The organism is Marivirga harenae (genome assembly GCF_030534335.1).
Lineage (GTDB): Bacteria > Bacteroidota > Bacteroidia > Cytophagales > Cyclobacteriaceae > Marivirga > Marivirga harenae.
In genome coordinates, this window is sequence record NZ_CP130565.1 from 196,776 (window position 1) to 210,258 (window position 13,483).

The window sequence follows — 13,483 nt, forward strand, 5'->3', positions numbered from 1 at the left end:
TCTGCTGCTAATACTATTTAGTTGCTTTTGTGTCAGTGCTCATTTTGAGCAATAGGTAATGTTTAACCTAAAATTACTGACATGCAAAGTACATTTAACATCTCGTTTCTAATCAGAAAAGCCAGAGGTTCTAAAGAAAACAGAACCATCTATGTTCGTATTAATGTAAATGGAAAAAGAGCTGAGTTTTCCTCTCAGCAGTCCATCCATGAGAAACATTGGGATTCAAAAAAATGCTTTCCAAAGAGCAACACAATCGAACTCAAAAGAATATGTAATCACCTAGACAGAATAAAATTCAATCTGTCTGAAATCTATCGTGAACATATTATTCAAAACCCTTCCATTTCTTCAAAGGATATCAAAAACCTGTTTTTAGGAAATGGACCCTCGGAGGATAATTATCTTTCAGATATTCTCACTTACCACGAAGAAAAAATGAAAAACACATTGGCTCCAGGTACACTAAAAAACTATGGTGCAACAGAAAATTATTTAAAACGATTTTTAGCAGCCAAGCATAAAACGGATGACATCAAATTAAAAGACATAACTAGTAAATTCGTCTTTGATTTCGAATATTACTTGAGAACATCCAAGCCCATTGATCATCACAATCCACTTTCTAATAATGGAGTAATGAAGCATATGGAGCGCTTTAAGAAACTAATCAATCTCGCAATGAAAATTGAGTGGATTGAAAAGAATCCATTTAGAAATTTCACTCCAAAATTCGACAGAGTTGAAAGAGAATTCTTAACCGAAGCAGAATTAACCAAAATTAAAGAAAAAGATTTTGGAAGAAGGTTAGAGCAAGTAAGGGATATTTTTGTGTTTAGCTGTTATACAGGATTATCCTTTATAGATGTAGCCAACTTATCCGAGGAAAATATCATAATTGGAATGGATGGCGAGAAATGGATCTCAACCCACCGACAGAAAACTTTTAACAAAGTATTTCTTCCATTACTACCTCAAGCCGAAGCAATATTGGAGAAGTATAAAGACAATCCGCAAGCTCAGCACAGGGGTGTGCTACTTCCAGCAGCGTCCAATCAAAAAACAAACGCCTATTTAAAGGAGATTGCCGACATCTGCGAAATCAAGAAAAAGCTAACCTTTCATATAGCGCGTCATACCTTCGCTACAACGGTGACTTTAACCAATGGCGTTCCTATTGAAACGGTGAGCAAGATGCTTGGCCATACAAAACTGGCCACTACTCAAATTTATGCCAAGGTAGTAGAGAATAAAATCGGTACTGATATGGCGGCACTTAAGAAAAGGCTGAGCAACAACGAATTAGTAAAAAAGGCAGATTGATCTGCCTTTTTTTGCTTTAAGGGCACAATAAATATAATATTAATTAGTTTGTTTTATTGTTGTTTAACTACTGTAGTATATTTATGAATATTGATATAGTAATAAACAATTATAAACGAACCAATATTTCAGTCAAAATAGAACCAATGCTCCCCACTTTTGAACCAAAATTATTACAAACTCAAACCTTAGTGAAAAGTGAAGTATGAATTACAGTTATTTGACTATATCGTAAATGAATATTTTAATTCAAAAAACAATAGACCGCCTCTAAAAGAAGAAGAATTTAGAATATGGGCCGAAGACCTTGAGAGAGAAGAAGAGAGGATTAAACAATCCTTTATGATGTTAGCCTTCAGTGAAATTGAAGATAAGATCATCGAGCGTCAAATACAGCTTTATCAACAAAAGCTAATCCTAATTTCCAATCATATCTCACAGCAAGTCGGTTACCTATCGATCGAATATGAGCTTCAGTTAAAAGATGGAGATTACCTTTCTCAACTGGGTTTAATACTTATTGATTGTATCACAGCATTATTGACTTTCATTGAAAAACACTTTACCAAATACTTTAGCCAGGATAGTCAAATTCCTACATCCTATTTTATCAATTCGCAGAATCAATTGAGGAATCAACTAGTAAGAGTTAAAGAATTAGGTAAGCTAAAGAAAATTGATTCCTCGCTCCTTAAGATTATCAATCATCATATCAATACATTTATTGACAATCCAAAAAATGCTTCCTACAGAAAACTCATTTATTGCAAAACCTTCCTCGAGGAAATTGAAACGATTCTTTCAAGAGATTTAAAAGGCATTCGGCTTGAGAAGCAATTTATTTCAAACTTACTCTACTTGAATTTTAATGTATTTGCAATTTACAACTATATCAGCCTCAGGATAAAGAAAAACTATCAATCTAAATCTACTTATAGAGAGCAATTATTGCTTCTGCAGCTGTTCAAAAAGCTCATCAATCAATCACAAGTGAAACCTGATTTCGAATTCAACCAGGGTGTAGAAAGTCTAAAAGCAAGCCTAATAAATTGGGTCAATGAAGAGATATTCTTTTTCAAAGAAAGGAAGCAATTGGCAATTAAATTTAACCATCACCACACATTGATCAACAGGCCAGTATCAAACACCAAGATTTATAGCAAATTATCCGTAGGTCAATTAGCTTATTTAATGAAATTATTAGCAAACTCAAACATTATTGCTCCTGAAAATACCTCGAAGTTAGTAGAGTTCATTTCTAATAATTTCTCTACTAGTAGTCAAAAAGATATCTCACTCAAAAGCTTAAGAAACAAAATCTATTCTCCTGAAAATACCACCATTGAAAATGTTCAGGAAATAATGGAAACCCTGGTAGAAAAAGCCGAAAAAGATAAATCTTTAAATTAATTTAAATTTTTTTCGACCAAAATCGCTATTTCAAGCAAATTGAAGGGGGTTGCAGGGGGTTGCACAACCCCTTTGCAACTGTTTTCGCATTCCTCCTTTTTGCAGCTTTGCCATGACAACAAAAACAACTAAAATTTATGGCAGCAGAAGTTATCACAACAGACGACTTACGCGAATTCAAACTCGAACTCGTGGACGAATTCAAAAAGCTCCTTTCGGAGCAAAAAGGAGTTTCAACCAAAAAATGGCTGAAATCAGATGAGGTTAGAAAACTCCTGGGCATTAGTCCAGGAACACTTCAAAATCTCAGGGTAAACGGCACTTTGCCTTTCACTAAAATGGGCGGGGTTTTATACTACGATTCTCAGGACATTCACAGCATTTTGGAACAAAACAAAATAAGCTGATGAATACTCAAGAAAACTCAGTAAAGGAACCGGTGAATTTCATTCACCAGTTCCTATCAGCAATGGATAAAATTTCTGAAACTCCTGAAATGAATCCGTCTCATGTTAGTCTCTACATTGGCTTGTTTACTATTTGGAATTATAGCCATTTTAAAAACCCTATTTCCATCAGTAGAAAAGAGGTCATGACGGTTTCAAGAATAGGCTCAAAGCACACTTATCACAAGTGCTTAAAAGACCTCCACAAAATGGGCTTTCTGAAATATTTTCCATCTCACAATCCCATGAAAGGTAGCCTAATAGAGATGTTCATTTTCGGTACAAGTACTGAACAAGTACTGAACAACCTTAGGGGCAATATCGGGACAAGTACTGCACTAGCTGGGGGCAATAGTGGTACAAGTAGTGAACAAGTAGTGCACCAGCTTAGGGGCAAAAGTGGTACAAGCAGTGAACAAGTACTGCACCCTTACATAAACAATACAAACTATATAAACAATAAACAAGATATATATGAAGAAAATAAAAAATCAGAAAAGGAAAAAAAAGGAAAAACTAAAAGCAGCACAAATTCAAGAGCTTCAGCTCCAGTCTCGGATTCTAGCGAAAACGCATCACCAAAAGATTCGCGTTTCTCACCACCATCAAAAAAAGAGCTAAAAGATTTCTTTGAAAAGCAAACCGAAAAATATTCTATTCCGGTTCGCTTCGCTCCCGTGGAGGCTGAAAAATTTTTCAATTATTATTCAGCAAAAGGCTGGAAAGTGGGCTCAAAGTCACCCATGAAAGATTGGAAAGCAGCTGTCCGAAACTGGCTCTTGAATTTCAAAAAATTCAATGGCATTCAAGACCAGGAAAACGAAGCTGGCAAACTCCACAACAATGAACAAAAAAGTTATGACATACCTCTCTGACCTCCGAAGCCTTGGCGAAGGAGGTCTATATCTCATTCAAAATCAATGATGAAATGGAAAACTATGGTACTCAATTAGCTTTTAGCACAATCCCAAAGCGGGAAGGAAGGGCAAAATGGCGGGCCAGCGCTGGCTTCGCGTATGGCAGCATCATTTTGCCTTGATTTTTGCCATACTTTTTATCAAGAAAAAGTATGAGTAAGAAAGCACAACAAAAAGATTTAAAAGATGAAAATAGAATTAGTTATTAAAAATGGACAATCAACCTAAAAACTACTCCTCCACCAAATTCCAATTTGAAAAATGCATTGATTTTCTGCATAAGGCAGGTCAATCAGAATTTGGAGATCATTTTAAAGTTTACCCTGCAGACTATGAAATCATCTTCAAAATACTGGCGTATTTTTTCGAAGATGAAAAGCTATGTAAGCAGTACAAACTTTCAATAAGAAAAGGACTTCTTTTGACTGGCCCAGTTGGCTGTGGTAAAACAACCCTCATGATGCTATTCCGCCACTTCCTCCACTCAGTCCATAAATACCCAGTTAAATCAACAAGAGAAATTTCTTACGAATTTCTCGACCATGGTTTTTCCATCATCAACAAATACTCAAAAGCCCACTTCCAACGCTACCAAGACCAAATGGTGCCACGAACCCTGTGCCTCGATGACCTCGGCTTGGAATCCACAATCAAGCATTTCGGCAACGAGACCAACACTATAGCTGAAATACTTCTTAATCGCTATAGCCTTTTCACCTCCAGAGGAATGATTACACATGCTACAACCAACTTAAATCCTGATGAATTGGAGAATCTCTATGGAAACAGAGTAAGGTCACGAATGAGAGAAATGTTTAATCTCATCTCGTTTAATTCAAAAGACAAAAGAATGTAGCATTGCACAATATACATATCTCTACTCCCTTAAAGCATCATTTTAATCCAATGACATTATTAGGAAGCCTTACTTTCTATTTTTACTTTATCAATAATATCTAGAATATCTTTTTCAATTGGCATGGATTGCAACGGAGGAACATTAGCTCCCCCTGTATTCCCCACAGGAATCCTTCCCACAAAAGATTTCACACCCCCTACAAGTAATCTAGGTATCTGCCCAATAATTTCTTTAGTGCTTTTTATTCTTATGCCAAATTTTAACATCAACCAATGAACTTCGGAATGTTGAAAAGGATAGGGCTGGCCTAAGACATGAGCCCGTTCTAACTGTTGCCAGGCTTTTGGCAATTCTTTTTTATTTAAGTATTCCCTATATAATTCCAATTCTTTGCAGTAATAAATTTTGAGTCTTTCAGGCATTAATGTATTGAAATTCATATCAAAATATTTTTTGAACGAAAATACAGGATAATTCAATGCAGTGGAATTGCAATTATTGGAAAGTAAAAATGCTTTATATTATTTCTTCAAATTGCTCTATGAACAAGTCTAGGCATACGGCCAAAAATATAATTAAAGTTTGAAATTTTTCAAGCTTACCCACTATTAACAATCCATTTACAACTCAACTAGCGCATTTCCCGCAAATACCCTTTACTACCAAATTCGCCTCTTCTGATATGAATTTTTGTGGTAAACTAATCTCTGGGATTTTATATTTAGGTAGGCAAATGGTCTCATTACATTCCTTGCAATGAAAATGGACATGCAAGTCTCGCTCTAATTCACATTTGCAACCATCTTCACATAATGCATATTTGGGCGCACCTGTACCGTCATCAATGCTATGGACTAGCCCATTTTCCTGAAATGTTTTAAGCGTGCGAAATAAGGTCACTCTATCAGATTTTTCAACCTCCTTTTCCAAATCAGTCAAACTAATGGCAATTTCTTGATCTAGCAAGGCTTCTAATACCAACAGACGCATAGCCGTTGGTCTAATATTCTTTTCTTGTAAATTCTTTTCAAGTTCCCTTATTTTCATTTCTTGATCTTTAACAATCATCTAACTCACAATTTTCCTCCATGCTTTCAGTTTCAATCGTAATATGATTAACAGATTCATCCTTTAATTCATTACGAGCTTTTTTCTTGATCTCTGAAAGCTCCGATAATCTAAAATCTTCTTTCAATCTTATGTGAATACTCATAATATGATAATTTCCGTCCAAAGACCACACATGGCAATCGTGCACATCTTTAATCTCATCAATCACTTCCAATTTCTTCCGTATTTTATCAATTGATACATCAGAAGGAATTCCTTGCATTACAACGAGCAAACTCTTTTTTAGATTCTTATAGACATTGTATAGCACGAATAAGGATATTAATACAGAAAGCAATGGGTCAATAAATGGAGCATCAAAATACATCATGATAATACTACCTATAAACACAGCAACCCAGCCTAATACATCCTCCAGTAGGTGCAATGAGACTACTTTTTCATTCAGAGATTCACCCTTTCTCAGTTTAAAGACAGCTGCTCCATTCACGATAATGCCCAGTATAGAAAGGTACAACATTCCTTCTACATTGGTTTCTTCAGGATTGAAAAGACCGGGAATTGCCTTAGTTAAGATAAATACGGAGCCCACGACTAATACTATGGAGTTTATGATAGCTCCTAACAGGGAAAACCGTTTATATCCAAACGAAAAGGTCTTTGTTCTGCCTTTTTTGGACAATTTTTGAAAATACCAGGATAGCCCCAAGCTCAGGCTATCTCCCAAATCATGTAAGGCATCAGATAAAATAGCCAAACTATTGGTGTACAGCCCCCCAATAATTTCAATTATCGTAAATGCAAGGTTGAGGAAGAAGGCTACTTTTACATTGCCTTCAGAATGATCATGTGAATGTTCGTTATTATTTCCCATAATTATTTTGAAAGATTTAAAATTCTTATTGCGCCTCGAATCACAAAGGTGAAAACTATTCCACCAATTACTAAATCTGGCCATTTACTCTCTAATAAATACACCAGTACACCCGCCAAAATCACACCGCCATTCACAATTATATCATTAGAGGTGAAAATGCTACTCGCTTGCATGTGAGCCTCATTACTTTTTGCTTTATTGATTAGCCAAAGTGTCACTAAATTTCCTGCTAGGGCTAGGATTGAAATTATAATCATCCAGTGAAACAAAGGTGTTCCACTTTCAGTAAAAAATCTTCTCAATACCTCCAAAAAACCTAAAAGAGCCAAGCCCATTTGAAAATAGCCACTTATTTTTGCCACTTTCTTTTTCCTAGCAACAGCAGCACCAACTGCCAATAAACTAAGCCCATAAACAATAGAGTCTGCTAGCATGTCCAAGGAATCAGCAACTAAGCCCATAGAGCTTGAAATCCAGCCTGTAGTCATCTCAATTACAAAAAAGACTAAATTTATTCCTAACACCCACCAAAGTACTTTTCTCTGCTGCGTATGATCAATAATTTCTGGCAAGTCTGCTTCTTGGGTGTTTACTAATTTTTCATTCAGTTGAAGTTCGGCTAGGGCGTTTTGAATGCCATCAATTTCAGCACTATGATATACCTGCAATTGTCGATGGGGAATATCAAATTCAAGCTGCTTAACCTCTTCTAAACTTTCTAGCTTCATTCGAATCATCTGTTCCTCAGAGGCGCAATCCATTTTATGTATTTTAAAAGTGCTCTTATTCATATTTTGTTAAATATTAACTGATACAAAACCGCATGTTCTGAAAATTTTGAAATTCAATCTAATGTCCATGAGAAGCCTTACTTTTATTCATCTCTGAAATCAAATAGTAAGCATCACTCCATGCGACTAGCGCCCCTGCTGGAAGTGGCTCCAGAAGTTTTATCTCAACCCATCCATCTGCCTTCAACCCAGTTCGTATTTCCACAGCTTGAAAAGTCCATTCCGTTTCACCGTCTTTTTGAAGCTCTTCTGCAAGGAAAATATAAGGCTTTCCATCTTCTTCAATAATGGCTTCCTCTGGTAATGCTATGGCTTGCTTATTACTAGTTTCAATTCTAGCATTAATATACATACCGGGGATTAAAAAATTTTCCTTCTGCTCAATTTCTGCATGAACATGTACCGCTTTTGGGTTCTGCTCAAATTTCTTACCCACAGAATATATTTTAGCAGTCAAATTTGCACCTGGCACTGAAGCAACCGAGAATTTCATTTGTTGGCCTACCTCCACTTTATGAACATCCTTTTCAAACACCATCAAATCCGCATGAACATGTTCTGTATTCACAATCATGAACATTTCAGTTTGAGGCTCAACATATTGGCCGATCTGAACTTTGACTTTTTCTATGTACCCATTTATAGGACTGACAACAGGTACATACTGATAAATTTCACCAGCCTGAATTCTTCTTATGTTTAAACTTAATTGTTTCAATTGAGCTTCATAACCCTTCATTTCTCCTTGTTTTGCTTGGTAATTTGCTAAGGTCTCCTGGTAATCCTTTCCTGAGCCTACTTCCTCCTCATAAAGGCGCTTTTGTCTTTGCATCTCTTTTTCAAGATACTGGAATTGACTATAAGCTTGTATATAGTTACTTTGAAGATTGCTGAGATTAGGGTGTGACAAAAAAGCCAATACTTCACCTTTTTTAACCTTATCTCCTTCAATCACTTTTATACTTGTTACATTGGCTCCTAATATGCCAGTAACGGTAGCTTCATGCTGTGGAGGAACTTCTAAATGTCCATTTGCCTCCACAATTCCAGATAGGTTGCGGCTAGGCAGGGAATCCACCTTTATCCCTAGGCTTTCAAACTTAAGATTGGAAAGATGTAAAACAGACATTCCTGCTTCTTTATGTCCAGCCTCTTCTGCTGATTTATCCTTCGTATTATTTTCTATTCCAGTTGATTTACTGCCACAAGCTGTAATTACTGTTCCAAAAAAGAAGAATACCAGAATATATATAATTTGATTTTTCATTGCTTTATGTTTTATAAATCTGATGATTTTATGACTTATTTTGATGTTTTTAAATAATATTCTAATTGATAGCGACTTTCTAAGTATTGGCCAAAGGCATTCCAAGAATCCACTTCTACACTGATAGCATCTTTTACATTTTGTAGAAAAGAAACATAGTCAATAGCTCCTTCTCTGTAGGCTGCAATAGCACCTTTCCGCTGTTCGGTAGCAAGTGGCAAGGCCTCTTCACGGTAATATTTCCAGGAATCGTACCATTTCAGATACTGCGCTCTAACACGATTGTATTCATTGTTCAATTTCAATTGAGTCTCTTTATAATTTTGCTTAGCAATATCCTTTTGAATTTTAGCAGACTGCGACCTACCTAGTTCAGGTGCAAAAAATAAAGGAATTTTAATACCTACCTGATAAGTATAAAACCCAGACTGGCCTGCAATTTCCTGTCTGCCATATTGCCCTTGCAACTTCGGCAGAAACTGTGACCGCCTCTCCCTTATGATGGCATCTGCCACTTCAACTTCTTGTGCCGAAATATCCAATAATGGATGACTTCTTAGAGAATCTGCCACAAAATTTAGGGGATCTTCTAATTGTTCTGATGGAATATCTGCTACGGTGAATAAGCTGTCATTAGCAAACCACAGATTCAGTCGTTGCAGGGCACTTAGGTAGTCTCTGTAGGCTTGCTCTCTTTCAATATGTACTTTGTTGGCTTGATTAGCTGTTGCTAAAAATTCTAACTTAGAAGTAGCCTCTGTTTCCAATCTTATTTTAGCCGCTCTTTCTATATCCCTAAAAACAGAATCAAGTTTATCGTAAACTTCAAACTTATTCTTTGCAGCATAGAGATTTCCCCACGCACTACTTACTTCTCGCTCCAATTCGATTATAGATAGGTCGAGTGCTTTTTCAGCTAGCGCCACTTTTTCCTTTTGAAGGTTTCGCTTAGAGGCGACACCAAAAACATCAATATTTTGCTGTTGAAAGCCAATGCTTGTATACACTCCATTGGAACCATTGCCCGCTTCTTCTCTTCCTTTGAAAATCTGAGTATTCCCCAAATCCCAAGCTGTTTTCTTTAGTACTAGTTGCTTTTCAATTTCCAGTTTTGCCGATTTGATTTTAGGATAATTCTCGACCGCCTTTTTCTTAGCCTCATCTAAAGTGATTTCAGTAAACGAATCTTGCTGAACACCTTGTGCATGGCCTGAGCTTGACAAACCAAATAATCCTCCACAAATGATAAGTATAATAATAACATTGACACTTGGTGATCTTAGTCCTTTTCTCCTGTCAATTCTTCCTTCAACAAAAGTGTAAAGCACTGGCAATACTACCAGCGTAAGCATCGTGGCAGTAAGCATCCCTCCAATGACTACTGTGGCCAAAGGCCGCTGTACTTCAGCTCCTGCGGAGGCAGAAAATGCCATCGGTAAAAATCCAAAAATATCGGTTGTTGCAGTAAGCATAATTGGTCTGATTCGTTCTTTGGTTCCTGTTAAAATTCGTTCTCTAATACTTGTAACACCTTCTTCTTTCAATGAATTGAACCGATTGATTAATACCAACCCATTCAAAACGGCTACCCCAAATAGTACGATAAAGCCTACCCCTGCTGAAATACTGAAGGGCATATCTCGCAGCCAAAGAGCAAAAACACCCCCAATTGCAGCTAGTGGAATAGCGATATAAATCATAATGGATTGCGAGAAAGATTTTAAAGCAAAGTATAACAGTACAAATATTAAGAAGAGTGCTATGGGTACAACAATCATCAAACGACTTTTTGCCCGCTCCAGATTTTCAAATTCACCGCCATAGCTTATATAATACCCGGGAGGTAAGTCAAGCTCAGCATCCAGTTTAGCTTGAATGTCTTTCACTACTGATTCAACATCTCTACCTCTTGTATTAACGCCCACATAAGTTCTCCTATAAGTATTATCACGAGAAATCTGCATGGGGCCTGGCACATAACTAATGTCTGCTACCTCTTTAATCGGGACCTGCGTACCGTCTGGCAAATCTATATACAGGGTCTGTAAATCCTCTATACTTTGCCTGTAGGCTTCATCAAATCGAATGACTAAATCGAAACGCTTTTCTCCTTCAAAAATCACCCCCGCTACTCCTCCAGCAAAGGCTGAGCTTACATATTCATTCAGCTTTTGAATGTCCAATCCATATTGCGCAATCTTATCGCGATTATAGCGCACTGTCATTTGAGGTAAGCCTGATGTCCGTTCAGGATTAACATCTCCAGCACCCGGCACAGTCTCAATAATTTCAGCCATTTCCTGTACCTTCTTAGCAAGAATATCTAAATCATCACCATATAATTTAACGGCAATATCTTCCCGTACCCCCTCTAGTAATTCGTTGAATCGCAGCTCTACCGGCTGTGTAAAAACAAAATTCACACCTGTAAGATGCGTTTCGAGCTTTTCCTTGATTTTCGTTATCAATTCATTTTTTGTCTTAGCGGAAACCCATTGATCTTTATCTTTTTCCAATATTAAATACATATCGGCTATGTCCATTGGCATGGGGTCTGTAGGTATATCTGCCACTCCAATTCGAGCAGTAACAGTTTTAATCTCAGGAAAATTTTCGAGCAATAGTTGCTCTATTTTAATCGAAACCTTTTTCGATTCGCTAAGTGAGCTGCCTGGCCTTACCAATGCCTGCATGGCAATATCTCCTTCATCTAACTGTGGCACAAATTCGCCTCCCATTTTGGAAAATGTATACCCTGCAACTCCCAGTAAAGCAATGGCTAAGATGATGACCAGCATTTTGAAACGTAAAGCCCCTTTCAGTAGCGGTATGTAGGCATTATGAATGGCGCTTATGATTTTATCGCTCACCTTTTCTAAGCCTCGCTCAAATCTGCCAAACCAATTCTTTTTATTTTGAATGGGCTTCATCAGTAAGGCCGACATCATCGGAACGTAAGTCAAGCATAGGAGAATAGCCCCTATCATGGCGAAGCCAAAGGTGTAAGCCATGGGCTGAAACATTTTACCTTCTACTCCTGTGAGAAATAAAATAGGAGCAAAAACAATCAATATAATGATTTGACCAAAAAATGCGGAACCCATCATAGTGCTACCAGCATCATAAGCCAAATCATCCATCACGCCCTGATTAAATTTTACTTTACCAGACCTAATCCGCTTTTGTACTTCATAAACAGTTCCTTCAATAATGATGACAGCTCCATCTATGATAATCCCAAAATCAATGGCTCCTAAACTCATAAGATTAGCCCAAACACCAAATTGCTTCATTAGTATAAAAGCAAATAGAAGCGAAAGCGGAATAGTAGTAGCGGTGATAATACCACCTCGTAAACTACCTAAAAGCAATACCAAGGCAAAAATCACAATTAAAGCTCCCTCAATCAAATTGGTTTTAACCGTATCAGTGGTTCTTGAAATCAAATCACTTCTGTCAATTATCGTATTGATGCTTAAACCTTCAGGAAGCGATTTTTCCACTTCTGCCATACGGTCTTTCACATCCTGTATGACCTTATTTGGGTTAGCTCCTTTGAGCATCATGATAATGCCACCAACTGCTTCTTTTCCATCCTGGGTAAAAGCTCCATAGCGCACTTGATTTCCGAAATGCACTTTTTCCGCTATATCCGCAATAGTGATAGGAATACCGTTTTCTGTCTTCACCGATATCTTACGGATATCATCTAATGATCTAATTAAACCTTCCCCTCGTATGAAGTTAGACATGTGGTTTTTCTCTATGTAGGCGCCTCCCGTATTAACATTATTTCTAGCCAGTGCCTCATAAACTTGAGAAATACTTACGTTCATGGCATTAAGCTTTTCAGGATTAATGGCTACTTCATATTGCTTGATATACCCGCCAAAAGAGTTAATATCAACTACTCCCTTCAGTAAGGTCAATTGCCGTTTTACGATCCAATCTTGTATACTTCGAAGCTCCATTGGGGAATATACCGAGTCATAGCCCTCCTCTGGCTGAATGGTATATTCGTAAATTTGACCCAAGCCTGTTGTTATCGGCCCCATACTTGGGCTTCCAAATTTATCAGGGATGGTTTCCTGTAAGTCGTTGAGCTTTTCCTGTACTAATTGCCTAGGCAAATAAGTACCCATCTCATCTTCAAAAACGATGGTTACAACTGAGAGGCCAAACCGTGAAACTGACCTAATTTCATTGACTCCCGGCAAGTTACCCATAGCCAATTCCACAGGGTAAGTCACAAACTGTTCTATATCCTCCGTGGCTAGATTAGGCGAAACGGTCATCACTTGCACCTGATTATTGGTAATATCAGGTACAGAACCCAAATTGACCGTGTACATGGAGTATGTTCCAACTCCTATGAGTGCCATAGTGAGCAGACCCACAATAAATTTATTCTTTATAGAAAAAGAAATGATTTTATTAATCATAAGACTTTTAATTAGTTATTTAAAAAGAGGAAAATGGACACAATCTAATTTGAATGGTCATCTTAGAGACCAACTCAATA

At 37.2% G+C, this 13,483-nt stretch carries 11 protein-coding genes; 5 read left to right on the forward strand and 6 right to left on the reverse strand.

Annotated elements, in window-relative coordinates; translation table 11 throughout:
• The first annotated feature begins 81 nt into the window (after positions 1–81).
• From Q3Y49_RS00885 to Q3Y49_RS00905, 5 genes are all read left to right on the forward strand, one after another.
• Complete coding sequence (locus tag Q3Y49_RS00885; protein ID WP_303270329.1) at positions 82–1,323, forward strand: site-specific integrase; 1,242 nt, start codon at positions 82–84, stop codon at positions 1,321–1,323.
• A 198-nt stretch (positions 1,324–1,521) separates the two neighbouring features.
• Positions 1,522–2,733 carry a hypothetical protein gene (locus Q3Y49_RS00890; protein ID WP_085517218.1) on the forward strand — a complete coding sequence of 404 codons (1,212 nt, stop codon included), beginning with the start codon at positions 1,522–1,524 and terminating at the stop codon, positions 2,731–2,733.
• 137 nt (positions 2,734–2,870) lie between these two features.
• A complete protein-coding gene (locus Q3Y49_RS00895; protein ID WP_085517220.1) occupies positions 2,871–3,140 on the forward strand; it encodes a helix-turn-helix domain-containing protein in 270 nt (89 codons plus the stop codon).
• The gene (locus Q3Y49_RS00900; protein WP_303270330.1) at positions 3,140–4,054 is read left to right on the forward strand and encodes a hypothetical protein; all 915 of its coding nucleotides are present in this window, start codon (positions 3,140–3,142) and stop codon (positions 4,052–4,054) included. The genes Q3Y49_RS00895 and Q3Y49_RS00900 overlap by 1 nt, the downstream gene beginning before the upstream one ends.
• A gap of 253 nt (positions 4,055–4,307) precedes the next feature.
• A complete protein-coding gene (locus Q3Y49_RS00905; protein ID WP_303270331.1) occupies positions 4,308–4,952 on the forward strand; it encodes an AAA family ATPase in 645 nt (214 codons plus the stop codon).
• 59 nt (positions 4,953–5,011) lie between these two features.
• On the opposite strand, the gene Q3Y49_RS00910 is transcribed toward Q3Y49_RS00905, so the two are convergent.
• The 6 genes from Q3Y49_RS00910 to Q3Y49_RS00935 all read right to left on the reverse strand — a co-directional run bounded on the left by Q3Y49_RS00910 (position 5,012) and on the right by Q3Y49_RS00935 (position 13,403).
• The gene (locus Q3Y49_RS00910) at positions 5,012–5,395 is read right to left on the reverse strand and encodes a DUF3703 domain-containing protein (RefSeq protein ID WP_013453353.1); all 384 of its coding nucleotides are present in this window, start codon (positions 5,393–5,395) and stop codon (positions 5,012–5,014) included.
• Between the two features lie 187 nt (positions 5,396–5,582).
• On the reverse strand, positions 5,583–6,023 hold the full coding sequence (locus Q3Y49_RS00915; protein ID WP_013453354.1) for a Fur family transcriptional regulator: 441 nt from the start codon (positions 6,021–6,023) through the stop codon (positions 5,583–5,585).
• Positions 6,013–6,900 (reverse strand): cation diffusion facilitator family transporter, encoded by an 888-nt coding sequence (locus Q3Y49_RS00920; RefSeq protein ID WP_303270332.1) that lies wholly within the window; start codon positions 6,898–6,900, stop codon positions 6,013–6,015. Before Q3Y49_RS00920 ends, Q3Y49_RS00915 begins: the two co-directional genes overlap by 11 nt.
• Positions 6,901–6,902: 2 nt before the next feature.
• Positions 6,903–7,694 (reverse strand): cation efflux transmembrane domain-containing protein, encoded by a 792-nt coding sequence (locus Q3Y49_RS00925; protein ID WP_013453356.1) that lies wholly within the window; start codon positions 7,692–7,694, stop codon positions 6,903–6,905.
• Between the two features lie 58 nt (positions 7,695–7,752).
• Positions 7,753–8,961, reverse strand: coding sequence for an efflux RND transporter periplasmic adaptor subunit (locus Q3Y49_RS00930; RefSeq protein ID WP_303270333.1), 1,209 nt, complete (start codon positions 8,959–8,961; stop codon positions 7,753–7,755).
• 35 nt (positions 8,962–8,996) lie between these two features.
• On the reverse strand, positions 8,997–13,403 hold the full coding sequence (locus Q3Y49_RS00935; RefSeq protein ID WP_303270334.1) for a CusA/CzcA family heavy metal efflux RND transporter: 4,407 nt from the start codon (positions 13,401–13,403) through the stop codon (positions 8,997–8,999).
• Positions 13,404–13,483 lie beyond the last annotated feature (80 nt).